Annotated in this window: 23 protein-coding genes; 14 read left to right on the plus strand and 9 right to left on the minus strand. The window is 42.5% G+C overall.

Going from position 1 to position 25,744, the window contains the following annotated elements; translation table 11 throughout:
* Positions 1-46: 46 nt before the first annotated feature.
* The 4 genes from QUA40_RS01765 to QUA40_RS01780 all read right to left on the minus strand — a co-directional run bounded on the left by QUA40_RS01765 (position 47) and on the right by QUA40_RS01780 (position 2,221).
* Entirely contained in the window at positions 47-403 is a 357-nt protein-coding gene (locus tag QUA40_RS01765) for a DUF3768 domain-containing protein (protein WP_333121264.1), read from the minus strand.
* Positions 404-484: 81 nt separating this feature from the next.
* Entirely contained in the window at positions 485-1,276 is a 792-nt protein-coding gene (locus QUA40_RS01770; RefSeq protein WP_333121266.1) for a hypothetical protein, read from the minus strand.
* Positions 1,276-1,740 carry a hypothetical protein gene (locus tag QUA40_RS01775; protein WP_333121267.1) on the minus strand — a complete coding sequence of 155 codons (465 nt, stop codon included), beginning with the start codon at positions 1,738-1,740 and terminating at the stop codon, positions 1,276-1,278. Before QUA40_RS01775 ends, QUA40_RS01770 begins: the two co-directional genes overlap by 1 nt.
* Positions 1,741-1,750: 10 nt before the next feature.
* Positions 1,751-2,221 (minus strand): hypothetical protein, encoded by a 471-nt coding sequence (locus tag QUA40_RS01780; protein WP_172186659.1) that lies wholly within the window; start codon positions 2,219-2,221, stop codon positions 1,751-1,753.
* A 243-nt stretch (positions 2,222-2,464) separates the two neighbouring features.
* Here QUA40_RS01780 and QUA40_RS01785 point away from each other — a divergent pair, with 243 nt between their 5' ends.
* Positions 2,465-2,776 (plus strand): hypothetical protein, encoded by a 312-nt coding sequence (locus QUA40_RS01785; protein WP_332946638.1) that lies wholly within the window; start codon positions 2,465-2,467, stop codon positions 2,774-2,776.
* A 624-nt stretch (positions 2,777-3,400) separates the two neighbouring features.
* Here the strand turns inward: QUA40_RS01785 and QUA40_RS01790 are convergent.
* Positions 3,401-3,718 (minus strand): helix-turn-helix domain-containing protein, encoded by a 318-nt coding sequence (locus tag QUA40_RS01790; protein WP_333121269.1) that lies wholly within the window; start codon positions 3,716-3,718, stop codon positions 3,401-3,403.
* Positions 3,687-4,037, minus strand: a complete 351-nt coding sequence (locus QUA40_RS01795) for a hypothetical protein (RefSeq protein ID WP_333121270.1) — start codon at positions 4,035-4,037, stop codon at positions 3,687-3,689. Before QUA40_RS01795 ends, QUA40_RS01790 begins: the two co-directional genes overlap by 32 nt.
* 424 nt (positions 4,038-4,461) lie before the next feature.
* Here QUA40_RS01795 and QUA40_RS01800 point away from each other — a divergent pair, with 424 nt between their 5' ends.
* Both QUA40_RS01800 and QUA40_RS01805 read left to right on the plus strand, forming a co-directional pair.
* Positions 4,462-4,644: a hypothetical protein gene (locus QUA40_RS01800; RefSeq protein ID WP_333121271.1), complete on the plus strand. Its 183-nt coding sequence runs from the start codon at positions 4,462-4,464 to the stop codon at positions 4,642-4,644.
* Between the two features lie 43 nt (positions 4,645-4,687).
* Positions 4,688-5,263: a site-specific integrase gene (locus QUA40_RS01805; RefSeq protein ID WP_333121273.1), complete on the plus strand. Its 576-nt coding sequence runs from the start codon at positions 4,688-4,690 to the stop codon at positions 5,261-5,263.
* A 138-nt stretch (positions 5,264-5,401) separates the two neighbouring features.
* Here QUA40_RS01805 and QUA40_RS01810 read toward each other — a convergent pair whose 3' ends face one another.
* On the minus strand, positions 5,402-5,782 hold the full coding sequence (locus QUA40_RS01810; protein ID WP_333121275.1) for an HNH endonuclease: 381 nt from the start codon (positions 5,780-5,782) through the stop codon (positions 5,402-5,404).
* A 614-nt stretch (positions 5,783-6,396) separates the two neighbouring features.
* On the opposite strand from QUA40_RS01810, the gene QUA40_RS01815 reads away from it, so the two are divergent.
* From QUA40_RS01815 to QUA40_RS01865, 11 genes are all read left to right on the plus strand, one after another.
* Complete coding sequence (locus QUA40_RS01815; protein ID WP_333121276.1) at positions 6,397-6,561, plus strand: hypothetical protein; 165 nt, start codon at positions 6,397-6,399, stop codon at positions 6,559-6,561.
* Positions 6,562-6,793: 232 nt separating this feature from the next.
* Positions 6,794-10,045 carry a type III-B CRISPR-associated protein Cas10/Cmr2 gene (gene cas10 / locus QUA40_RS01820; protein WP_333121278.1) on the plus strand — a complete coding sequence of 1,084 codons (3,252 nt, stop codon included), beginning with the start codon at positions 6,794-6,796 and terminating at the stop codon, positions 10,043-10,045.
* Between the two features lie 3 nt (positions 10,046-10,048).
* Positions 10,049-11,236 carry a type III-B CRISPR module-associated Cmr3 family protein gene (locus tag QUA40_RS01825; RefSeq protein WP_333121279.1) on the plus strand — a complete coding sequence of 396 codons (1,188 nt, stop codon included), beginning with the start codon at positions 10,049-10,051 and terminating at the stop codon, positions 11,234-11,236.
* On the plus strand, positions 11,233-12,114 hold the full coding sequence (cmr4, locus tag QUA40_RS01830; RefSeq protein ID WP_333121281.1) for a type III-B CRISPR module RAMP protein Cmr4: 882 nt from the start codon (positions 11,233-11,235) through the stop codon (positions 12,112-12,114). The genes QUA40_RS01825 and cmr4 overlap by 4 nt, the downstream gene beginning before the upstream one ends.
* An 11-nt stretch (positions 12,115-12,125) precedes the next feature.
* On the plus strand, positions 12,126-12,548 hold the full coding sequence (locus QUA40_RS01835; protein ID WP_333121283.1) for a hypothetical protein: 423 nt from the start codon (positions 12,126-12,128) through the stop codon (positions 12,546-12,548).
* 181 nt (positions 12,549-12,729) lie between these two features.
* Complete coding sequence (locus tag QUA40_RS01840) at positions 12,730-14,418, plus strand: RAMP superfamily CRISPR-associated protein (RefSeq protein ID WP_333121285.1); 1,689 nt, start codon at positions 12,730-12,732, stop codon at positions 14,416-14,418.
* Between the two features lie 84 nt (positions 14,419-14,502).
* On the plus strand, positions 14,503-16,329 hold the full coding sequence (locus QUA40_RS01845; protein ID WP_333121287.1) for a hypothetical protein: 1,827 nt from the start codon (positions 14,503-14,505) through the stop codon (positions 16,327-16,329).
* Between the two features lie 122 nt (positions 16,330-16,451).
* Positions 16,452-18,674: a WYL domain-containing protein gene (locus QUA40_RS01850; RefSeq protein ID WP_333121288.1), complete on the plus strand. Its 2,223-nt coding sequence runs from the start codon at positions 16,452-16,454 to the stop codon at positions 18,672-18,674.
* A gap of 381 nt (positions 18,675-19,055) precedes the next feature.
* Positions 19,056-20,771, plus strand: a complete 1,716-nt coding sequence (locus QUA40_RS01855) for a CHAP domain-containing protein (RefSeq protein ID WP_333121290.1) — start codon at positions 19,056-19,058, stop codon at positions 20,769-20,771.
* A gap of 506 nt (positions 20,772-21,277) precedes the next feature.
* Positions 21,278-22,816 (plus strand): hypothetical protein, encoded by a 1,539-nt coding sequence (locus tag QUA40_RS01860; RefSeq protein ID WP_333121291.1) that lies wholly within the window; start codon positions 21,278-21,280, stop codon positions 22,814-22,816.
* Between the two features lie 97 nt (positions 22,817-22,913).
* Positions 22,914-24,668, plus strand: a complete 1,755-nt coding sequence (locus tag QUA40_RS01865; protein WP_333121293.1) for a hypothetical protein — start codon at positions 22,914-22,916, stop codon at positions 24,666-24,668.
* A 398-nt stretch (positions 24,669-25,066) separates the two neighbouring features.
* Here the strand turns inward: QUA40_RS01865 and QUA40_RS01870 are convergent, their stop codons facing one another.
* Positions 25,067-25,369 (minus strand): helix-turn-helix domain-containing protein, encoded by a 303-nt coding sequence (locus QUA40_RS01870; RefSeq protein WP_333121294.1) that lies wholly within the window; start codon positions 25,367-25,369, stop codon positions 25,067-25,069.
* Positions 25,341-25,712 (minus strand): hypothetical protein, encoded by a 372-nt coding sequence (locus QUA40_RS01875; RefSeq protein WP_333121296.1) that lies wholly within the window; start codon positions 25,710-25,712, stop codon positions 25,341-25,343. The genes QUA40_RS01870 and QUA40_RS01875 overlap by 29 nt, the downstream gene beginning before the upstream one ends.
* Positions 25,713-25,744 lie beyond the last annotated feature (32 nt).

A 25,744-nucleotide genomic window follows, 5' to 3' on the forward strand; every position in this document is an offset into this window, starting at 1 on the left:
GGTTATGGAGCTAACCCGATAGGTAAGGTTAGCTCATGCTTGAAAATTAATATTCGTTCGACTGCATTAGGGTAGCAACTCTCCAAGTTTTGTCGGGGTCTTCTGGACATTGTGAACTAACTTCCTGATTTGCCAGCCATGCTTTCCTGTCAAAATAATCAATTTTGAAAAAATAGCTTTTACTGTCAAGTTGAATGCTCAGAAAATCTCGTTCTCCGTAGGGGTTGTTGCCAGCTTCAAAGGTGTTAAAATCTCTTAGTAATTGCAGTAACTTTTGTTGCTGTTCGGGAAGAAGAGCTTTTACAGCTTGAGTAATCCGAATTTCACCAATTTTGGTATCTCCTTGACGTAATTGGTCATTAAGACGTGCAATTCTTTCGGCTGTTGTTAGAGTTTCAGTCATAATTAAGGCCTCAATTTCCAACAACTACAACCGCACTAGCGGTTGCTGGTTCACTCGTAATTATTCGGATTCAGGGGTAATTCAAATTGACAAGGTGCTTTTGTTCCAGAGTTCAAGAATTTGCTGAAAATGTCGATGGCGGTCAGTAGCAAGCCAGTCAATGACCTGTTGAGCCTGGGTTATTAATTCTTTAGCACTTTGCCATTGTTCTGATAAAAATATCAAGTTTTCGACTGTCCATTCTCCAAATTGATACTCGTGTTGAGCGCAGCCGTCAAGCCAAATATTACCCGTTGAGTAATTGAGGAAACTCAGTACAATTGGCATCCCTTTTACGGGAAATTCAGCCAGAGAGCAAAACTGTTGAAATTGCTGATGATTGATCCTATCTGGTGGTAGAATCTGAGAAAATGAAACTTCAAATTCTTGTTCATACCAATCTTTCATCTCATTTTCAGTTAGCCAATTTAGTCCTTCAGAACTTAGAGACAGCAGGATTTGCCATTCAGGAGCTAAGGAATCAATATCTTCATAGCTCAACCAATCCAACCCCCAAGACTCAATCAGGAGTTGGTCGAGGCGTTCTTCTTGTGCTATTTCTAATTGCCAGGGGCTGATCGGGATAAGTTCTGTTTCGTCAAGAAGACGGAAGAATTCTAATTCGCGGGGGCTATGATTATCAGGAGTATCCGAGTAAATAGAACTGGTACTGGTAGCAAATTCAGTTGAAAAAAAGTGCTGGTAAAGATTGAGAAGTTGAGCGCTATTGAGCGTTTGTCTGATAAATTCAATCGCTTCAAGTGGCTTAGTTACTGGGTAGGAGTGTCGCAAAGCGGCAATGGCTTGCGACACAGACAAAATAGTTGCAGGCATTAAAAATTAAGAGGAATTTGGAGACAAGCAATAGCTGGCGCAACTTGGAGTTTTTTGAGAGTGTCTCTAAATCGCTGTAGTTCTTGCTCACCCAGAGCGATCGCGTCAGAGAGTTCTTGAGCCCGACTTGCCAAGGTTAGCGGAGTAACACAACCGCTGATAGAGTCGCATTGCAGAGCCCAAGTGAGTTGGACAGCTTGATTCGGTTCTTCCGGTGCGGAGACAAGTGAGGGGAGTGGGGAATGGGGAGTGAGCAGTACGCATAGTTCTTTTTTCCAATCTTCTTCTACACCCTTGGTCTTGGCTTGTTTGATGATTTTAATGGGTTGACCTGTTTTTCGTTCAATTGTAGCTTCGCTTAATTCAGGGAAGTAAGGAAGTAGGACTTCTAGCAATTTTTCATCATTTGCAGTAATTTCGTTGGGCAGTTCGATTTGCCTGCCTTCATATTCTATTAGACTCATTGTTACCTCTTTAAAACAGGGGGATTTGTACTCCAGCTTCACCTTTGTTGACGGGGTGGTTAGCAGGATTTTGAAGATTTGGTTTGGCTTTTTTCCGGGGTTGACCAACAGAAGAACGAATTTGAGCGCTCACTTTTCGGTTAGGTAGGTTAGAGGCTAACCGCTGGAGCAATTCTTGTAAATGGTTTGGCCAAGCTCCAATCGAGTTTTCTCTAACTTGTACTAATAGTGGTAAGTCGTCATGGCTCGTTGCTGTAATTTCTACGATTCGCCCTTCTGGATGCCCATCGTCTGGTCGCATAACAATGTGGATTTTGATTGTACAAAAATTGAATTCATAAGGTTCTGATTCTCCTTCATCAAGTAAGTCAGGACTCTGTGAAGTGTTCTCAGTTTTGTTGATGGTTTCACCCACTTTTTGAGTAGCTGAAAGTGGAATATCCTCTCCAGTTGGTTCGGAATTTGGTTCTATTTGGGTCATGGCTGGATTCGCAGTACAAGCAAGTGCAGCTTATTCTCAAAAATTGCCGCGATCGCGGCCTTGCTTTTAACGATCTATTTTTTGTAAAGTTTTAACGATAAGCGTGTTTCCCAAGAAATTTCTTAATTAATTCCCATTAATTATCTGTCCGACAAGATGCGGTCGCACTTGTCTCTATTGATTCTTTGATTGTAATTTCTCAACCCCCTTGACAAGAAGACGAGATAGACATTAGATAAAGGAATGGAAAAACTACCCGGCTTAAAGCAACTATTGAACGAGGCAAAAGAAGCCTTGATAGTAGAGCTATGGCAAGAAATCCAAAAACTCAGCGCAACATTAGCCACCTACGAACCTTGCGCCAGAGCCATCTCCCAAAAAAACTCTTCAAAATTCCGAAGTATTGATAGAGAAGGAATATCTATTGCGCTCGCAAGCTATATTACTATTAGCCACATCTACGATTGCACAGCTATCAATCAGAGCATATTTACTTATGCAATTGTAACTATCCGTACAAATGCGATCGCTCTAGAGCGTCAATCAATACTATGATAAAAAGTTGTAGTTAGTAGAGAATCAGTAAAATATATAAAAAATTCTCCCAGCTATCAGTAGGTTCTGTCGCTGGGAGAAATCGCTGGAAAGTCGGTTTATTCAACTAACGCAGGTATCTCGATTAATTCGATTTCAAACCTTCGCTGCATTCGCCGTTATTCTTTAGGCACAGTAGGCTTTGGTTGCATGTCAAAAATAATCACAAATGTGCGCGTTTTCACTAATCGCTGCAAAACCCGTAGATGATCATCTGCATCGTTTCTTTTACGAAATCGTGCCACAATAACACGCTGACAATTAGGAAGCAGGCTAATGATACACCACGGGTGCAATTTTTCAGAGTAGGTCATTTTAGTACCTCAGCAGTAAAAGTAACAGATTGTGCTCTTGTTTCATTGCTTGCCAAGACAGTAATTGAATAATCTTGTCAAAGACAGGTCACGGTGACATTGATATTTGACGAGGTTTGTGCTAAGACAAGCTCAAATTATCTTTTGATGCTGAAAAAGCTTGGTGTATGTATAGCAGCCACCAAAACTGTTGGAACAAGTCAGCAGTATATGATTGCGACAACGTATACAGTCGTTGCCCTGAACAGTCTTTCCGTTATACCCGCCACTATTAATCCAGGCTATTCTCTTCGCAAGGCGGACACAGGAAAGCCACCAATGTCTCTGGAATTTCCTCAAAGTGTTCCAGCAGAAAATCCATTAAAGCCAAATGACGCAAATCGACAGCAGTAGGAAATCTGCGATTTTTCCCCTTTCTAAACCAACCCCGCACTGTAGAATCAGAACGAGAACAAATAAAAGCAATTTCCTCATAACTCACTCCCCACTTTGCATAAAACTGCCTCGGTGTCATTCCGAATTGGCATTGACTGTAAACTGCAATCAAATTGCGTTCTCTATCGGTCAGATTCTGCTGCTTTTTTATCATCCTCAAACTTCTCCAAATCTTCCTCCCAGGCAGTATCAAACTGACACCACGTTGCACTTTTGGAATCAGGAGTAAGGCAAATTATGTAGCACCACATCCAACAGCATTGACACTGTTCGTAATTGTAAAATTTGCCGATAACTATTCCTCTGTCAGCTTCTTCGCTAACACCCGTCCAGCGCACCATCTCGCCGCACTTAAAGCGCGGGAGATGAATTTTGGCAAAGTTTACAGGAAATTCAATTGCAGGCGGCATATCCTTCAACTGTTTTAGTGGCAGGGTCGAAATCAAATCTCGCTTTCCTTTTGAGATTGACATGAGTTCTTAACTGTGCATCGACTGCAACAGATTTGTTTTGATAGGTTTTTAGGCCAATTTCTTGATAAAGAAATTGCAGCGCGATATTTCCTTAAATCAATCAATTGGAATCTATATTTGACGAACTATTCTCAAAGCCCAACTCTGGCTAGGCTATCAGTTTTTTGAGATACCGCCCAATCGCGTTGATGTCAAGTCCCGTTGCAGCAGACTTGTATAGTAAAGGTGTAGTTGCTTTCGTCAGCGAGGTGCGATGATGGACAAACGTCTCCAAATCGAACCACACCGGGAAGTAGAAGGATTATTGGAGAATATTGATGACTTGTTCTTCAGGCTCTAACTGGCAGCAAAAAAGGTTGCAGGTAGAATCAAACAATAGTATAATTAGATTAGTGAATAATAATTTTATTGGTAGCGCGGTGTTATGAACGCCCAAAAACCTGTTACTTTCAGAGACCTCATAGACGCGATCGCCACTTTGCCGATTATCAATTTTCCTGAGAATTCTAGTCAGTTGAATAGCAATAAGCGGGAAGTAAGTTGCAACAAGCGCCTCCGATTGCCCAGAAAGCGATTGAGCCGGATTTGGTTTGCCATCAAAGAATAGAAGCCAGTTAGCCTACTTGACGTAACTTCCCTTTCGTCCAATAATGAAGGAATTTACTCTAAGAGGCTGCGCCGTGAAGGTTCAAGGGAATGGGCGCGCTAAGATTTTGACGCCCGCAGAAATTGACCGACTGTTTGACCGGGGTTTTATTACAGCAAGGGACAGGCTTTTGTTTGCTGTAACTTTTTACTGCGCCTGCCGCATTTCAGAGGCGTTAGCTTTAACAACTCACGACATTGTTGGGGGGTCAGTCACGTTGCGGAAAGCGACGACAAAGGGGAAATCAGCAACGCGAACGCTGCCGCTCCATCCTATGCTGGCTAAGTATTTAAAGGCTTACAATCCAGATGTGGGTTTTTTGTTTCCTGGGCGAGACAATACGAAGCCTTTGACTCGCGCCGCATCGGATGTGATTTTTAAAGAAGCTTGCAAGCGGGTAAGAATTAAGGGGGCTTCAACACATTCGATGCGGCGGACGGCGCTGACTAATTTGAGCAATGCGGGGGTGCCGCTGCGGGTGATTATGGAGATTTCGGGACACAAAAATTTGTCGAGTCTGCAGCGCTATTTGGAGGTACAGCCGGAACAGCTTGTCAAGGCGATCGGGCTCTTGAAGTAAGGCGACAGAGTGGATGGGGTGTATGTCATAGGTTATTTTTTAATGGGAGGTAGCTTAATTAGAAGTTTCGTGGGGTAGGGAGTAGAGTTCTGTTAAGTTTATTATACTCGCTCGATTGCATGACCGCCTTCGAGCTTGTCAAACTAATGGAGGCGGATTGCGATCTGATAAATCGCCCCGTGCCGATTCCAGAGAACCATCCATTATATTCCAATCAATGTCATCATCGGGGAACAGCGATAATTGTCCAGGCGAGACGTTGGATTGCCCGCGATTGTGATAAGAAAGGTGACACGCAGTACAAAGGGCTATTAAGTTTTCTGGACGGTTGTCCTCCGGTATCCGGTTGCGGTGGTGCACTGTCAAAGTTAGGGAACATCGTTCGGACTTGGTTAAACCACTTTTCCTACCGGGTCGGAGGCATTGTTGGTTGCATTTAGCACAGCGCCAGAGCACACTTTCTTTCACGGATAACGCAATCTCTCGCCAATTGTCGGGATATCTCTTGGGTTTTGTCATAGCTCATTCCTCACAATTGGCGCGATCACTTTTGTTGCCATCACTCAGAATCCATTAAGTCAAAAAGTGCTGTAAATTCGCTCAATCTTCCATATCTCTTAACGCCTTCGTCACTATTATTCCACGCTTGTCTCACTTAAGAGCGATCGCCATTTAGAATCCACAAAGTACAGAAAGTTGCATCAAGCGAAACCAGGGACAAAATCGATCGCTCAAAAATAGTCCTCTGAAGTTCAGAAAAATTAGCGATCGCGCGTAGCAACCGTTTTAGACTTTTTCGGTACTGTCGTTGCTAATCAAAAATCACCAAGAAAAGTCTACTTGCTATTGACATATTTCGCCATTTAAAGTATGAGGATAAATAGCAAGAGGATTTACTACAACTGCCAATTAATCTTGAACACCATATATCGAGGCTGTACGTAAATATTAAGAGTTTTTAAGCATTCTGCTGTCACACTTGCTTGGGGCGGTGTCTCTGTGTTCGCCCTAAGCTCGATTGCAACTCTATTTTATCTACCTGTCAACCTATATATTTCGTCATTCGCACGACAACAGGCTCAGCTACAAAACGAACGTGCTAATTTAACTATATTGGTATGAAATTGCAGTAAATGAACTACTACCAGAAGCTTTATGCTTTGCTGCACGACTCGAAAAATCCCGAAACCTGTCTCTATGCAGGCAGTTACGATGTTTTCAAGAGCAAATGGAGTCTATACTTGGGATGTATGGTCATTGGGTGCGATCGCCGATTCTTCCGATCGCGTAAATTTTGAAAAGCTACAGAAACAAGGAGTAACGATGGCTGACTGCATCTCAGTTTGTTCCACAGGGCTTTAATAGGTCTAGGCGCGCCCACACAAACAGTTTTGCGTAAGTTCTAGTAAAGATTTGTGACAAATATTGGCAGAAGGCATAAAACTCTCTTGGAACCCCTGATAGACAGACAGAAGGTAAAAATCAAGTTGTAGAGAAACAACGATGACCCTATATCGTGGAGAAACAACGATGACCCTATATCAACGCAAACTTTATACATTACTGGTTCAATCAGGATTATTGGCAAATACAATCCCCTATAGTGAAAGAATACCTTGCTTATCCAACTGTGAATCTAACTTACCAGAATGGGAAGAGACAAGACGTAGGGCTGAGGAAATTAGCAAAGGTTCCGATCGCGTTAATTTTGAAAAGCTCTACAACAGAACTTCCCATCCGCCAAATCAGGTTCCAGTTCGCCACCTAATCAGCGGTCAACATCGCACTGTCGGGAATTTACCGCAATTAAACGACGAAATTATCGATCGGCTCAACGCAGTAGCTGGCAATGATGATAATCCTGCTAAAAAAGCGTTTTGGTGGTTGTGGCGCTTTTACCCAGAATATCTAGCCCAACAGCAGCCAGATGCTTTGCTTTATCCAGCCGATGGCCTAATCCCCGATTGTCCGTTACATAGTTATAACAGTACAGTTTCTGCGATCGCGGGTGCAATTCCTGAAGATTATACAGAGAAAGATGCCAACAAGCACCCTTATTTATTATTATTTACATTCTCGCCAGTACAGGAATTTATCAAATCTTCACGTAAATTCCTTGACTTTTGGGCTGGTTCCTATTTACTGCATTATCTGAGTGCTAAACTCTGCTGGTTTATTGCCAATGAATATGGGCCGGATGCGGTGATTACCCCTTCTTTATGGAGTCAGGAAATTATTGATGCGCTCATGGTTAAGGAGTACCCAGATTTTTTATCTGACTTTCGGCGGTTCCAACATAATTTCGATCCAGTTAGTCGCTTTGAAAAGGGAACTTCTACGAGTTTAAGTACCGCTGGTTTTCCGAACGTAATTACGGCAATTGTGCCGGGAAAAGAGGCTGCTGAAGAATTAGGGGAAAAACTTTGTAAGCATTTGAAAGAACAATGGCAAGGAGTTGCTCTTAAGGTGCGATCGCATATTCGTGAGTCAGTCATTGGTTATTTAAGTGAGAGAGAAATTAACCAGGTTTTAAATGACCTAGCTAATGGCGAAGCAGTATCAGGTAGTCCCGACAACCCCAACCAACGGGACTTACAAAAATGGGTACAGAGAAGTAACTGGGAGTGGAATAAACTTTGGGACGCGCAAATAGACCATACTTGGGAACCATACTGGACGGCAGTTCCACTCGGTCATCCCGAACAACAATTCTCGGTTCAAGCGGCAGTAGGAACTCGTTTTCATGATCAGCATGATGAATGGATAGCTAACCAAGAAACAGTTGCACCCTCGCGAAACGAGCAGCCGATACCAACTGAGGCAGAAAATCATGCCTATGAAGAACTTAACATAGGAACTTGGTGGGCCAACTCTCAAAGTCGATTAGGGCAAGCCATTCAAGCTGTCAAAAATACTCGCAATTGGCGGATTCCTGCTGCACCTGGAGAGCGCTCTACTATATCGGGACAATTTAGCGCCGTTCATCCTGGATTGAATTATGGTGTGCATCGAGAATCATCTCAAGAGCCTATTAGAGACTTACGAGAAGGTGCGGGTATTAGTTCGGGTTCAATGCAGCTATTTTGGCGACTAATGGCGTTAGTTTATCCGGGATTATTTAATGGTTCCGAAAAGTTAAACGCTTTGGAATTGACGAAGCGCATGGCATGGCAATATGGAGGAGTCGCTCAATCCTTGGGGATTAGATTTAGCCAGCAAAGAAGGCGCGATCGCGAAAACTTAGATTTAGATTATGAAAAACTCATCCGATTTCCTAACTTGAGTTCTATTGCTGCTGCTCGATTCGCTCACGATCGCCCAGATAAAATTCAAGAATATTGGCAATGTTTATGGTCTAAAATTCGCAAAGCTAAGAATCCAGAAACTGAAAATTTGATTTTTGACAGAGAACAGAGAAGTCGCTTTATTTCTAAGACCTTTCGCCCTTTCCAAGTTCCCAAAACCGATGTAGCTATTAAGCAGGCATTTCCCAATTATCAAGATGGTTATAACGGAGTGGTGTTCTCCAGCAAATGGCTTGCTGAAGATATGGGACTGCATGAAAAGCCAAAAATTTCATCACCAGAGAATCAAGATAAAAACCGACTCACATTGTTACGTAATTTAGTAGCAGATGCACATAAAGAATGTCATTTTGGCGACAGTTCCCCGGCGGATTGGTGGGCAATAATTGTAGCTGATGGTGATGGTATGGGTAAGTACGTTTCTGGCTCTAAACTCAACCCTTACAAAGGTTACATCCACGAACCATCTATTGATAAAGGCAATTCGCTATTTAGCGATGAGGAGTTTAACAGTCAGTTTGATAAGCTGTTAGAGACTCGCAAACGTATGGGGCCAGCAACTCACGTTGGACTTAATCGTGCTTTGTTAGACTTTTCCAATCGCATCGTACCCTATCTCACTGAAAAACGATTTTGTGGGAAAGTTGTTTATAGTGGTGGGGATGATGTTCTTGCTGTTTTACCTTTAGCAGATTTACCGGAATATTTGCTATGTTTGCGAGCAGCTTGGTGTGGGGATACAGACCCTTATACCACAGATCGTCCTAACATTAGTTTTATTGCCCAAGGTGGTTATTGGCAACCTGATCCCCAGAATGGTAGTGATTTTTGCGGGCTGCCAAATCGTCCTTTATTTACGATGGGTGAAGGTGCAACGTTGAGTGCAGGAATTGTCATTGCTCATAAAAGTGTTCCGTTACCAACCGTGCTGGAATCTCTTTGGAGTGCTGAGGAAGACAGAGCTAAGGAGATGAAAGGGGCAACAATAAATGAAGAAAAGAAAGTCCCGGCCAAAGATGGATTTTGTTTTCGAGTAATTTACGGAGGTGGCAATGTTTTAGAAGCTTCTATGAAAGGTAATTTTTTATCAGATTGGTGGAAAGTTATTTCTGATAAAAATCCAGATAAGTTAGCACCTGTACTTTACCGTCTAGCGGAGGAATTACCTCGTCATGCTGCCTTGACTAAGCACAATCGCCTCATTGATAAAGCCGCGAGTGTAATTATCAAATCACGAGATGAACCCTTATCTGAAAATACAGAAAGAGCTCTTTACTCCTGGTTTAACGATTGGGAAGATTGGGCTTATTGTGTCGAACAAGATTGGAAAGAGCGAGAAGAACGTAAAACGCCTGAAGAACCTAAAGAACCCCAACCCGTAGGTTGCAGCATTCAAGATTTAGCAAAATTATTACGATTTAGTGCCTTTTGGCTTGATAAGATGGCACAGCAGCAATCGTGGGGTAGAGGAGGTTAAACAATGGAAATGTTTTGGTATGCGATTGAACCCTTAGATGTCTTATTATTTCGGGAAGCTAAACCCTTTAGTCCCGGTGAGGGTGCTTGGGCAAAAAGCTTGTTTCCCCCCTTACCAATTACGGTGTTTCAAGCACTGCGCTCAATTGAAGATTTCTACGGTAGTGAAAAGGGAGATAAACAGCGCAATCTAAACTTTATCGGCCCGTTTCTGATGGACGATAAAAATGAACTTTGGCTGCCAACTCCTAAAGATTTAATTGCCCTTAAAACAGGTAGTGAAGATGAGAATCCAAATCAAAAATCTATTGATTGGCATCGCCTTGAGCGCTTGCGTCCCAAAAGCGGACTATCTAACTGGGAATATCTAGTATTTCCTGATGATAGCTTAGAGCCAATGGTGCCACCTCAGTTAAACACAGAGAGAGAGGCTAAAGATAGAGAGTATGTTTGCGGAATGCCGAAACCTTGGATAAAAGCCAAAGCATTATGTCAATATCTTCAGGGAGAACTTACTACATCACCAGATGATTTTTGTAGCGATCCTTGGTCAGTGCAGGTGTTACCACATATTCACATGGAAACTGGAGCTAGACAAGTACGAGATAGTGACGGTTATTTTACGGAAGTGGCGATTCGTTTGAAACCGGGATGGAAGCTGGTAGCGGGTATGAGCAAGGAAATATCAGAAACTCAAGTAGTGCGTTTGGGAGGTGAAGGACATCGAGCGTTAGTATCGCCATTGAAAGATTTATTGCAATTAAAAAATGGGCATTGGCCAGATTGGGAGGATTTGAAAGAGTTTTTAACTCCCAATTCAGAGAGTCCCCCTTCAGAAAGTAAAGTTGCTTATTTGCTTACGCCGGGACTGGCTCGTGCAGAAACTAATGCGCCTGTTTATGGTGCTTATCCTTGCGAGTGGCGCGATCGCCTTGCTGGATGTGCTACCAGTCGCCCGTTGTTGTGGGGTGGCGTGTCGAATATCAAGAGGCGATTACCAAATTCTCAAGAAAAAGGGAACACTGAATTTGCCTTGTTGCCGCAACGGGCATTTGTGCCGCCAGGGACGGTTTATGTGTTTAAAGAATCACCTCCCCCTGAATCTTTACTGCTACCACCTACAGGAGGTCAATGGTTAGAAACTTTCAGAATGTTGAATTACGGAATGTTATTGTGGGGGAATAGAAAATGACTAATCTTGCTTATTTGTATTTGCTTTCGCCGCTGCATACTGGTGGCACGAGTCAAGAGGGAAATCTTGTCGGCATCGCTAGGGAATCTCATACTGATTTACCCTATTTGCCTTCTAGTAGTATTCGAGGACGATTGCGGGCAGCTACTCCTGAGAGCGATCGCATAAAATTATGGGGAAATACAATTGATGATGTTACCTCAGCTACCGTCAACTCAAATCAAACCCCAGAATCAGCACAGAATCAGACAACACCAACACCTACCAACACCTCAACAGCAGTAACAAACTTAATTCAAGGTACTTTATGGGTGGGTGATGCTGCTTTGCTTTGGTTTCCCGTTGCTAGTCTCAGTCATGGAGTTGTGTGGATATCTTCACCTTTTCTGTTGCGTCGGTGGATGCGCTTAATTAACAACTCACTCCCCATGCCAGAAGTTGGAAGCTTTAGCAAAGGTAATATCAAAAATCTTTATCTCAAAGATGCTATTTTTAAAGCTGCCGATCTCAAAAAATGGAACGAAAAAACCCAGTGGCGACAATATCTTCCTACTGGCAGTGAGGAAACTAACACTATCTCTCAGGTGTTAGTATTGTCAGACCAAGATTGTCAGGTGTTAATCCAGTCTAGTTTATGGCGACAGGTGAAAGTAAAGTTAGATGAGAAAAAAAATGTCGATGGCGGATTCCGGTATGAAGAAGCAATTCCACCAGAAAATTTGATGTTTTTCCCTTGGGGAACTACAGTTGCAACTAATGGTAAAGTTAATGATGCTAGTACCATTCTAAAAACCATGCTGCAAAAAAAGGATATAGTTTGGCAGTTTGGAGGGCAAGAAAGTCTGGGTAGAGGTTTTGTAGAGCTTTGGAGCAATTAGGAGCAAATAAAATGTTAACTTATGACCCACGCACCATTTCGAGTAAGGTTTACAAAAACCTGGACGATTTAAAAAACAAAACACCCAATGAAAGCGATCGTAAAGAACAGAAAAGCCAAGCTGTAGAACTTTATACTTATATATCAACCTGGGGATTGCTACGTTTAAAAGCCGAAGAATTTGCCTTAAGTCAAGATAACAAAAGAAGGGTAGTTCAATCCTTATTTCAGACTTTAGGTGAAATTGCATTTTCAGGTCAGCCAAATCCATTTCTAGGAAGAGATGGGTTAAATTATCTAACTGGAAAAGATGCTTCTGAATATTTAGGTTTCACTGGGTTAGCCTTGCAAGTAGCACGGGAATTTGCTTTCTGGGCAGAAGCCATTTATCCGAAAACTCAGACCAACCCAAATCCACCAACAGTTACTAACTAATAAAAATGGAGAATATATGTCAGATCCCTCTCCTTGGCTTAATCACCCCAACAATTTCAACCCCGAACCGTCTAACTCGGCCAGCTTTGTTGAATATTTGCGCTGGATGCGAGTGAAGTTAGAGGATACTATTCCAGAGAGCGGTACAATCAACAGCGGTACAATTTTAGAATTGTTTAATTTGTTTGAAAATAATGACTTTTCTAAAACCTTAACTCGTCTGAGAGATAGAACCAAAAAATTAGCTGAAGAATGGTTTGAAGCTGAGTGTCCCTGGCGAATTAGAGTTGGGGGAACAAAAGGGCCAGAATCAATGTTATTGCCAGCTTTTGATGCTCTAGGGATGCCCTATATTCCTAGCAGCACTCTCAGAGGAATAGCTAGAGCAATGGCAGTGAAAGATCTGACAATGACTGAGACGGAAATTAAAGAAATCTTTGGTGACATTAATCCTGAATCAAGTATGGGTCAAGTCATCTTTTTAGATGCTTACCCATTACCAGGAGACAACAAGCAAGGCGGACTGATGCCAGACATGGCTAATTCTATCTGGAAATGGGAAGGAATGACACCACCTGTATACAATACTAATCCTAATATTTGTATTTCTTTGAAAAACCCTACTTTTGTCATCGGCTTACGGCGGGGATTAGGTTGTTCCGATGACACTTTGCAGCGAGTAAAAATGTGGCTGATTAATGGGTTAAATCAAGGGATTGGTTCTAGGGTAAACAGCGGTTATGGTACGCTGAAAGCCACGGTTAAACTTGGGGAAAAAATCACCAAATTACGCTTTATTTTAAGCATAGATTTTGAGCTTCAAGGGCAATTAATTCACGGAAGACAAAGGTTTGATGGATGGAAAAGAAACGACAAGGATACTAAATGGAAGTCTCCGGGTATAGCTGAAGCTGAAGTACGCGCGATCGCATTTCGCTCAATGCTACGATACTGGTTTCGTAGCTTAGCTTTGGGGGTACTACCCTCTAAGTCAGTCCGCAACTTGGAACTAGAGATTTTTGGAGGAATAGAACCTAATCCTACTACTGGATTATTTCGCTTGGAAGTAGAAGTAACTGGAAAAATTGATAATGAAATTACTGAGCAAGCTGCTGCGTGTCTGTCAGGTAAATTAATTGTCAGATCATCTTCTCATCAGCTAGCTATTTTAAATCAATCCCCTGGATTAGATAACCTATCTTTAGAAGAGCGTCAAAGTCGCATTGAACACAAACGTAAAAATCTAATTAACCTGCTCAAAACTTTAACTTGGTTAATGTTTCACTTAGGAGGAGTTGGACAAGGTGCCAGAAGACCTTGTTACAAGAGGACAGGACACAATCCCACTCCCCTTTGGCGGGGTTCTACACTGATTTTATATCCAGAAAACGAAAACGATGAATTTTGGAAACCGCCGTATACTCTGGCAGCTTTTCACCAATTATTTCAAAAACGTTTGGGAGAGTTTTATACCGCCTTAAAACACTTTAATAGAACTAACATTGACTCCTCCAATCCTAGAACTGTGACGGCAACTACAAATTGGGCTGAAGCAGTGGATCGAAATTGCTCGATTGTAGTTTGTCAAGGTAAAGGCAGTGGAAAAAACGGTAAAGGTCATGCTTTATCAGTATTACACAGCCCTCAATTATTCTTTAATGGAGACTATGATAAGCAACTTTGCGGAGGAGTAAATCCTAGTATACCTTCTCCTGTTTGGATTCGTGAAATTAAAGACACTCAAGAAAATTATTTTCATGTGGTGACTGTTTTTGGTGCAACAAGTGGCAAGCGACAAACTTTTCTTGAAGAGTTAAAGAAAAAATCGTCCTCTAACTGCTTGCAAATTTGGCCTTTGGCTAATCCGTAAGAATTACTTAAGGCAATAGTCTCGAAACTTTCCATAAAAACTCGATTGGTGACAAACCTTACAATTTTAATAGGAGATACCATTATGACTATTCTCATTGCAAACATTGGCACTTCTGACATCGCGATAAAAATTGATGGATACTACTTACCGATTGGATTTGACCGCCTCGAACCTAATTTGGATGAGGCAGTAGCAGAACTAAGTAACATCGAGAAAGCTGTTTGGGATACACACAAAGCAAAGATTGATGATTTTTTCAAGAAGCATATCCCGGACTCGAAAAAAACTTTTTACTTCCGAGAACGAACTCGTTACATTCTTGAAGAATACAAAAAAGAAGAGCCGGATGCTTGGTACGATCTTCTCAGCCCTGGTCGGCTTTGGGGCGTGATGGAGGCAGCTATTAGAGAAGAACAAGTTACAGAAGTTCATATTTTCGTTACCGATCAGCCAGAATTTGAAGGAGATCCGCTACAAGAAAATCCTGGTTATAAAACTGATTCCGTTCACCTATTCTACATTCTCAAGCGTTGGTTTGGTCGTGAGTTTGGAGATACATTGAACATTATCCCCGTGATTATTCCAAAGCAACTTCCTGCGATCGATCAAGATGGCTTGCTAAACGAATATTATGGGTTTTTCAACCAGTTTGATAAATCGACAAAAATTTTGGTCAGCGTTAAGGGGGGAACACCGCAAATGCAGACGGCGCTGCGGGTACAAGCGATATCGTCAGATATTGCGAACCAGATTTATTTGGAACCGGAGTTATCCCTTAAAAGGTTATTAACTGGAAAACCTTCAAAATGTAGAAAAATTTCCTATTGGCGATATCAACGAATTCAAAAGTATCAAACTGTCAAACAGCTCTTGAATCGCTGGGATTTTGATGGAGGGCTAACAATTTTACAGCAGTGGGAGAAAACCCTCGAATCGCTAAAGGCAGATCATATTGAAGGAATCAAGAATATTGAGGAGAGCGAAAATCGCATTCAATCAATTATTCATGCTCTGAGCATGGCTGTTGGCTACCTAAATTTAGACAAAACCTATGCTGAAACTCAAGCAAATTTATCTTTAGGTAAATTAGCCGACTTAACGACAAGTTACAATCACCTGCTCAATCTATACACGCAATGTTGCCTATTTTGGGAAGTAGACAGAATCGCGGACTTTTTAACACGCATGGGGTCATTTTATGAAGAAACTCTGCACAAATTAATTGATGATTTGGAGGGAAAAATTTATTTTGACCGTGAGCGTTATCCCGATGACTGGTACTTAGACACGCAAAAACTTTTAAGCCAAAATGAGTCTTTAGCGCAAAAATTTTATCAGGTAGAAAAAAGCTATTTGAGAAATTCTTCAACATTAGTCAAGCAGATTAATAATCAGAGTTGCCTTCAAAATGAAATATGGCGAACACCTATTCAAGCACAAGACAGAAGGCTTGGATTTCTATTTAAGCTTGGACGATTGACGCAGATAAATTTCGTTGCAGCCTTGGTTTACTACAATAATTCACCTGGTAATAGAAAAGTCCTAGCGTGTCAGAAGATGGTTAAAGGTATGCAAGCGCTTGACTACTGGTTTGCAAAACGTAACCAATTAATTCATGGCGCTAAAGGAGTGTCAAAGTTACGGATGCAAGAGGCTTTAGAGCAAGACAAGCAACAGCCACAAAATGATAACATTAGAAATACTGTTCCTTATGCTTGTGATGCTAACCAAATCCTCAGCCAAATGACCAATATTGTCCGTAGCGCCTTAACCCTCATGGGAACCACTCAACCAGCTTCAGTAACGGACTCAAACCCCACCGACTATCTCCACCCGAATAAAGAACCCTACTACCTCTATTCAGACATTTGTGAGTGGGTTATCGACACTTTAAATAGCGATGTTTAATTATTTTTAACAGGTAAATTGAGTTATTTAACCGGGGTTGGAAGCCTTATTTTTTCTTCTTACGATCTTTCTGAGAGCGCACCAATCCTCATGCCCCATGCCCAATTCCGTCCAAAACTAACATGATTTGTCACCTTCTCATCGGCCCACCCGGCAGCGGAAAATCCACCTTTGCCCAATACCTAGCCCCCCTAGCAAACTATCAGATTGTTTCCACCGACGAAATTCGCGAACAACTCTACGGACATGCCAGCATTCAAGGAGATTGGACAGAAATAGAACATCAAATTCTACAGCAAATCCGAAGCGCGATCGCCCTTAACCAACCAGTCATCTACGATGCCACCAACGCCAAACGCGCATGGCGAATGTCACTCCTGACGCAGTTAAATTCCCACTCCCCCCTCACTCCTGGGGACGATCGCACATCAGAACCCATATTGTGGATGGCTTGGCATCTCAAAACCCCCTTAGAAACTTGCCAGCAGCGAAATCAACAGCGCGATCGCATCGTACCAGACCAAGTAATCGCCGATATGTTCAAATCCCTGAAAGACTTCCCGCCGCTTCCGGCAGAAGGCTTTGCAGCCGTCAACACTATTCCCCAAACTGACGGCGAGTTTGACATGACAGATATTCAAAACAAAATTCAAAAGCTCGATCGCGCCTGCACCAACCGCATCAACCGCACTAAACATGGTCAAATTACCCTGCACCAATACTCAAAACTCCAAGATTTCGATCGCTTGCTGCATTTAATAGCATTAATTATCCGCTATCCCGGTATCGGATACTTACATATCAATGACCCAAAATTGATTCTAACAATTTTGGGCAAAGTGCCACATTTTGCCGATTCAGTTGAGGAAATTTGTGCGGTAATGCACCAACTTAAAGGCAGTATTTATGCTAATTATAACACAATTGCGATCGACTTGCAATGGCTGCAACAAAATAAACTAATCGGCATTGGAAACAACACTATTTCTTTAGGCGATCGAACAAATCCCATTACTCCCCCACACGACAAAAAAAATCTTACTACTCCCCCCCTTACCAAGGGGGGGTTGGAGGGAATCGAAAATAGTATGGGATTGCGGACAGTCAAAAACGGCGACGTGGGAGAAGTCGAAAACGATATTGATGTCACCGTAATTGAAGACTCAAACCTAATCACTCACGCTTACTCAGATTCAGAACCATTCAAGCGGCTGCTAAAAATTATTCGGTTTATCATTCACCACCCATTTTTACCAAATTCCGAAAACCGCAGCCAAAAAGCACTAACCGACGCCCTCAAAGCAAACAAGGTTCTTATCGGTGATTTCTTGGATACCCTACAGAAAGATATTGAAAAAATCCTGAAACCTTATCAAATATTGCCAGAATTCCCCCTGCGACACGGCTACTTTGCAGGTACTGGTATTTTATCGCAGCGCGAACTGAATCAAGTATTCGGAATTATGCAATCTCAAGCTAAAAGTTTAGAAGATTCCGATGCTTTAGCCGTTTTTGAAATATTTAAAGAACGGATGAAACTCAGCAAACTTAATTCTCCTGATGCTTATCCTGTAAGGGCGATCGCCAATCGCTGCATTGTCGATACCGACAGCATTTTAGATAGCAAAGCCTTATCAAATAATTTAGCCAAATTGGAAGCAGCAATTATTGGTGGAGAACTCTTAGAATTGGGCCGTTTTCTCGGTGGCGGTCGATTTTCGGGAGATGCGGACGGCTTCTTTTTAGCGTGGCCGCTGCAAATAGTGTTTTATAACTTTGCTTGGTATTTGGGCCTTGAATGTGCAGGCAAAAAAGATAATGGTTTGTTGCGTTTTGAAAGGCTGGATAGATTGTTTTTGGGTCAACCTCAAGGGAAAAAGCGCGATCGCCAGACTCAAGAACAATCTTTACGAAAACTGAATCAACTTTTAGCAGCAAGTGCCGGGATATTTCTCGGTAAAACTGCTAGTTTGCAGCAGCAGTTTCTTAGCTCAGATAAAAAAGTGCGATCGGGCGCAGAAATAACTGTGGAACTTTGGTTTAGTGACGATAAATTTCGATTTGTTGCCGAGGGAACTAAGCGATTTCCTGTAATGAAGATGTCACCTCCTGTGGGAGGGAAAAAACCTGAAGGATTTAAATCTCTGTTTTCTTTGCAACCAACTGGAGATGCTAAGTTTCCCCATCGGTTTCGAGTTGTATTGCCAAATTGGTCTTTAAATGATATCAGTTTGGAACAGTGGATTATCGGGTTTGGCGGCAGTGTTAAGGTAGTCAAGCCACCGGAATTGGTGGAGAAAATTAAAAATATTGGCGATCGCATTGTTGAGGTTTATCGCGAATAAATCGGAGAGTCCGCCAACCCGCAAGTCCGAGAGTCCGCCAGAGGTTTTTAACCCCTGGCGGGCTCGCGGGTAAATGCGAGAATTTTTGGGTAAGTCACAATCTTTACTCTTGAGTCTCGCGTTGCGCGGACGAAAGTTTGTGTAGACGCGGTTTCAACCGCCTCCTTCATAAATCAAACCCGAATTTGATATAAGCCCTAATTTAAATCGTCATTCGCACCAACAACATTGCAATTTCACCCCAAAATCTGCCACATCAAATCGTCATTCGCACGAATTGTCATTCGCACAAAATCTCTAGTGGAGCGCGGGAACTCAGCATTAAGATGTCACTAACAACATCAATGAACCAGCAATTTCCACTTATAAAAACGTAAAATCATGTTAGATTCAACCTTCTCCAACAACAGCAACTCCTGGCAAACCTCCCCTAATGTTGACCCCACTGCTTTCGAGATAAAATTAGATCCTTTAGCAAAAACACTCCCCACCGGAACCACTAAAACTTCACCCGATATCGGCACTTTCCTACCCGAACTTAATCTCAACTATCCAACACCAGATATCAGCAACTTTATCCTCAGCCAGCAACCATCAGCAATATCAGTTAACCCTGCAACATCCAGCGCCGCCAACCTTTCCCAATCTAACACAGCCGATGTACTCACAGGTTCAGTCATAGAACAAGCTCAAGAAATTGCTAGCAGCTATCTCAAACGCTTTGCTAATGCAGCGAATTTCAACCAAGATATGAAACTCGCCTTTGGAGATGACATTGACTTGGCAGACGCTCAAACTATAGTACAAGCTGCCGCCAGTGGCAACACCAAAAATCTGCCACGAGTGACAGTTATTTCCAGTTCTCAAATCAATAACGCTAACGGTGCTTTTGACAGCTTAAACGGCGAGATTTATCTGTCAAAAGAGTACATTCAGCAAAACGCGAAGAATCCCGAAGCCGTAGCAACCGTGCTGCTAGAAGAAATGGGGCATTTCATAGACTCCCGAATCAATATTGCCGATGCTGCTGGCGATGAAGGCGAGATTTTTGCCGCCGTTGTTCGAGGCAAAGAATTAAGCAAACCCGAAATTCTCGCTCTCAAATCCGAAGACGACACAGCCACTATTACCCTAGGCGGCAAAACTGTTTTCATAGAACAATCAACGCCCTCAGAATTTCAGATAAACCTCAACTCAACTAATTACAGTCGTTCCGGTAATAAATTTGTTGCCAGTAACGGCACTGGCGGCACCTATCTCTGGTGTACAGACTTTGCTTTTGGTCGAGCCTTAGAAAAAGGTTTGCTTCAAAACTATAGCGGTTTGGGAGGAAAAATTTCAGGTAACGCAGGTGTTTGGGACGACCAGGCCGGTTCCTGGGGCCGTCAAGCCCAAGCTAACAGTCTTATAGTCTGGGACCCCAATCAAGGCGGTGCAGGTAGCGTAGGTCATGTAGGCTTTGTCGAACGAGTGAATTCTGACGGTTCTTTTGTGATTTCCGAAGCCAATTTTGGTTCGGCCACAATGTCTTTCAACTCGCGCACTATTAACCCCGGAACCAGTGCTTTTAATAGCGCTAAATTTGTATATCTGTCAGGAAATCCCACACAGAATCCCATCACACAGAATCCCGTAACTGGCACGTTGTTCCGGGGTACAGTAGACGGACAACTTAACGTTCGCAGCAGCCCAGGAACGAACAGTTCCATAGTTGGTTCGCTGAGTCCCAACAGCAGTCGCAATTTTGACGCAGTTTCTCGCAGTACCACTGTTTGGGACGCTCGCGAACAGCGCAATGACGATCGCTGGTTCCGCATTCAAGGTACAAACCAGTGGGTTTCTGGCGCATTTATCACCGGTAATCCGGTATTCAACGGCACCGCCGATGGAAGTTTAAACGTCCGCAGCGGGCCGGGAACAAATTTCCCTGTTGTAGGCTCTCTGGGTACCAATAACAGCCGAACTTTTGACGCTACCACCGTGGGTACGACTCACTGGGATGCGCGAGAAGGAAAGAATGAAAACCGCTGGTTCCGCTTGCAAAATACAGACCAGTGGGTATCGGCGGCATTTATTACCGGCAATCCGAGTTACTAATTTAGCCCTGAACGCAGGCTCCGTCTGAAACCGGGTTTTTTACGAAAATCCTTCGTTGGAGTACCCAGATTAACTAAAAAACCCGGTTTCGAGGAGTCTTAATGCGTCCAGGAGTGTAATTCCAGACTTGTAGGGGTAGCGCCAAGAGTGCCTATCCCTGATCGCCAGTTTTAGAAGAGACGGCAGACTAAAAATTTGTAAAACTTGTAGGGGTAGCGCCAAGAGTGCCTACCCAATCGCCCTTGCTTAACTGTACAATGCCCAAAGCTCGATCGTAATTTTTGTAGGGTGCAATATCTGCAATCCATTCGGGCGATCGTAACTATCAACACATATATTTAAATTTATAGCCCAAAAAACAACATCTTTTCGGCTATTTTTAACAAATATTTTATTTACTTATATAAAAAATGCTCATCAAAAATTGTAGATGAAGCCTCTTGTTTCCATTATTATGTACCATCGAGAGCGATCGACCTTCTCTCCCATTCAAAAAGGTAACACCAGTGAACTTGAACGGAGCAAAAGCAGACCAAAACGGGTCATTCATTTATTTCGTCTACCCCTTCATATTTGAAACCAAAGACTTTAAAACCCTCAAAAGCGCCATATCCCAAGCCCAAATACCAGCCAAAGAAAATCAATTCCTGTGGGAATCCCAATCATTTCCCAAAAACGACTTGCTCTTCCACGTCGCCAACTACCTCAATCCCACAGACAATCACCCCCCCACAGCCAGCTTGTGGAAACTCAACGAAGTAGCCCGCGATATTTTTGGTTTCCGAGCTCAGTGGCAATTAATTACTCCCATAAGTGAAATTCCATTTACCTTTGGTGAAGCAGGAGAAGGCAACAAAGCAGTCCAACTAGCACTGTTTCAAATAGGAGTCGGATTTTTAACAGTCAGAGTCCAGCCAGATTCAGACAACATTAACGAATGGCTCAACTTTCTGCACTACTTTCGCTTTCTGCGGGGACAGCAAGGAACTCACGTAAAAGCTGAGCGGCGCATCGGTTTCAACCCCGATACAAAACAACCCCAATTAGAGCCTTTTTTCCCAGAATTAGCAGGAGGCCAAGCCCAATATCAAAAAGGTAAAGTTTACTTCGGTGAAGTAGTGACAAATTTACTAAAAAAATCAGCCTTACCACCCAACTCGTTACCCGAACCGACATCAAAACAATGGTGGAGTGAAGTTTTTGTTCCTGGACAGATGCTGTCCTTTACAGCATTATTTGCCGACCACCTACCCGTCGATGAAACCCAACTTTTACTTTACAAGTTGCAAAACTTATTCCATCAACAACAAGGCAACAATCCAGCCCCCGAAGACTTAGGATTCAACAATCCAGCTTGGCTGCCCTACGCCAGTCGCCAGTGGTTTATCTTTTCCTTAGAAGGTGGCAGTTTCCTAGCAGCAGATGCCCCTAAAACTGAATTCTTCCGTCAAACTTTACCATCTCACCTGCGCGACCAATATTTTCTGCTATTTCTGATTGCCCTGCACCAGCGCTTTACCCTGATGATGCTATCATCAAAAGTAGCCCTGAATTGGTTAACCGACCACGAAAAAAAACACAGCAACGGACAGCGCGAACAAGTCTTTGAAGAAATCCGCAATCAATTGCTAGTATTCACCGCGCGGGGCTACTTCACCCAAGTAATGCAGCGCGAACACCACCACCGCTGTTACCGCCAGTGGCATCAAGTATTTCAAATACAAGAATTGTACCAAGAAGTAAACGACGAAGTGCGCGATATGTACGAATACACCCTCATGCAGCAAACGCGCCGCTTAGAAACTACCATACAAGTTATCGGCGTAGCCGTAGGTATCGGCGGCATTATCGCCTCCAGCATTGCCAATTACATCCAACAGCCATTAAGCTTGAACCCCACTTGGAAAATAGATACAATTCATCCAGCAGTTTTAATTTTATTATTGAGTGTAGCAGCCGGAGTAGCAGCCGGAGTCTTAACTTGGTTGGGTACAGGCGGCTGGAACTGGATTTTGAATCGCATCAAACAGCGAGACAAAAAGTAGTGCATATTTGTTAAACCAAGGGAAACTTTGAACACCGCCGTAGGGGCGGTGCCCCGGTGTCTGCCTTCTAAATATCAAATCATCAATCCAAAAAATCATGGCTATCTTAATTGCAAATATCGGCACTTCAGACCTCACTATCCAAATTTCCATACAAGGCAAAAACTACTATTTACCCATTGACTATTTGCCCAGCGAAGCCAATATTGGCGAACAAATTGCTAAATTGCCGCCAAAACTGCAAGAATTGTGGGATTACAAAAAACAGCGCAACTATATTGAAACCATCCTTTACCATGATTTAGGATTTCCCATTAACACCAAACAAACTAGCCGTGAATTAACTCAAGTTGTATTGAAAAAGTACCGAGATAATCCGGGGAAATGGCATCCTCGAATTAAACCAGTCCGCATCTGGGGTGCCATTCAAAAAGCTATCAGTCTCGGTGCAACAAAAGGTTACATATTTGTTACCAACCAAGTGATACCTCAAACCCCTGACGGACACGAAAAAGATACAATCTTTTTGTATGAAATTTTAGTGAAGTGGCTGGAATTGGAAAACATACCATTCATACTAGAAAATAAAACTCTCGACAGCAAAATAGAAGCCAACAAATTAGAACCTCTCCTCAGCGAGTATGAAAAACACCTTAAACAAATTGCGATTGATGAAAAAATAAATCTATTGTCCGCGGAAACTGAACCTAACAAAAACTTGGTTCTAGTGAGTATCAAAGGGGGCACTGGTACAATGATCACAGCCTTGCAAATTCAAGCCATTGATTCCAACTTTAAGAATTTAGTTTTTATCGATCCCGGATTAAACTTAGAGAAAATTTTGCAAGGAGAACCTTCTGACTGCCAACTAACTTTGTATTGGCGACACCTGCGGAGTCAAAAATACGACACAGTAAGGCAGTTACTTACCCGCTGGGATTTTGACGGTGCTATTATGATTCTAGATGATTGGCAAAATAGTCTCAGTTTACTCCCGGATGGAATAGTAGATAAAGCAGATATTGAAGAGAGTCGAACTGCGATAGAATCGGCAACTGCTGCACTCAATTTGGGCTTGTCTTTTATCAATTTAGACCGTGCCGACACGCAAAATATTCTTAACTCTAATCCGGCAATAACAGCGCTGACAGTGTTAGAACAAAATTATGAAGCTTGGCTGAATTTATATGTTCAATGTCGCATATACTGGGAATTAAATCAGGTAGCCAACTTTTTGGCACGCTTGAGCTCCTTTTGGGAAGAGTTGCTCAATTATTTAATTATTACTTTAGAGGGCAGTCAATACTTTGTGGGCGATATCAATGATTGGCAGTTGCAAAAAAACTTAGTTGAACCTAAACTGTGGGAAAAATTCTATAGGCAAGAAAGAAAAAAGAATAATGAATTTAAAGAATGGGATTTTGACAATAGCCCTTATTTACTTAGAAACCGCTTCAGTAAGTATAGGCTGGTTAAAAACTTGGTGGATGTTAGAGGAAAAAACAGAAAAATTTGGGAAGATATTAAAGAATCATTGATGATATTAGATTATTGGCTTCAAAAACGTAATAAAATGATTCATTTAGCTAAAGGTGTATCCCGAAAAACTATGTCTGAAATGTTAAAATCCGACCGCTTATCGGCCGACAAACAAGTAAGACAAGAAGCAATAAAAGCTTGCGCTCCGGAGGAAATATTGCAGGTAATGAGTGAAATATGCAGCGCAACTTTTGATTTATTAGATATGGCCAAACCATCTTTTGTCGGGTATAGCAGCACTACTCCCTACTACATTTATTCTGATATTATTTTTTGGGTGCTAGACCGCCTAGAAAGAGACAAATTGAAATAGTGCGTTATCCCTAGTGGTAGGGTGCGTCAGTTGTGGAATTTTGAATCATCACGAAAAGTCTCGTTCTGACGCACCGTTTGTTACCCCCTGCCTCAGTTGTAAGATTGTTAGTTTAGAACGAAAATAATCCTCCTTGACGCACCCTACTACATGGTTAATTGTTGTTAGAGAGTCTCTGAATCTGGTAACGAGTAAAAGCCGCTGGCGAAATCGCCAACGACTTGTACTTTAGGGTACCTAAATGCAGGTGTTTCCATTAATTCGACTTCAAAGAAGCCATACTAAGACTGTAATGAAACTGCACTTTCAAAGACAGGTCAGAGTGATATTGACAAATTGGCTGATTTGTGATTCTGAGTAAAGGTAAAAAAGCAGAACAGAGTGCCAACTTTTGACTTTTAACTTTGAGAAGGCGGACACAGCAGGCTCCTGAGTTCGCCGGGAATTTCCTCAAAATGCTCTAGCAGGAAGTCCATTACTGCCAAATGACGCAAATCGACAGCGGTAGGAAACCTTCGGCTCTTATCCCGCTTAAACCAACCCCGTACAGTCGAATTTGAACGAGAACAAATAAAAGCGATTTCCTCATGAGTCACTCCCCATTTAGCATAAAACTGTCTTGGTGTCATACCCAATTGGCATTGACTGTAAATGGCAATCAAATTGCGCTCTCTACTTGTCAAACTTCGCGGCTTTTTCATCCTCAAAAACCTCTAAATCTTCCTCCCGCGCCGTATCAAACTGACACCAACTCACACTCTTAGAATCAGCAGCCAGCCAAATTATGTAGCACCAAATCCAACAGCACCGACGTGGTTCGTAGTTGTAAAATTTGCCAATAACTATCCCCCAATCAGCTTCTTCGCCAACACCCACCCAGCGCACTATCTCGCCGTACTCAAAGCGCGGGGGATGAATTTCGGTAAAGTTCAAGTTCGCCGATAAATTAAGTGCAGGCGGCATTCTCCTCAAATCTTTTAGTGGCAGTGCTGAAATTAAATCTCCACCTCTGTCCATAATTGACCTGATTTCAGAGCTGTGCATCGATTCCACCTTCCTTTTGATGACAGATATTG

The sequence above is a fragment of the Microcoleus sp. Pol11C3 genome (assembly GCF_036701485.1).
GTDB lineage: Bacteria > Cyanobacteriota > Cyanobacteriia > Cyanobacteriales > Microcoleaceae > Microcoleus.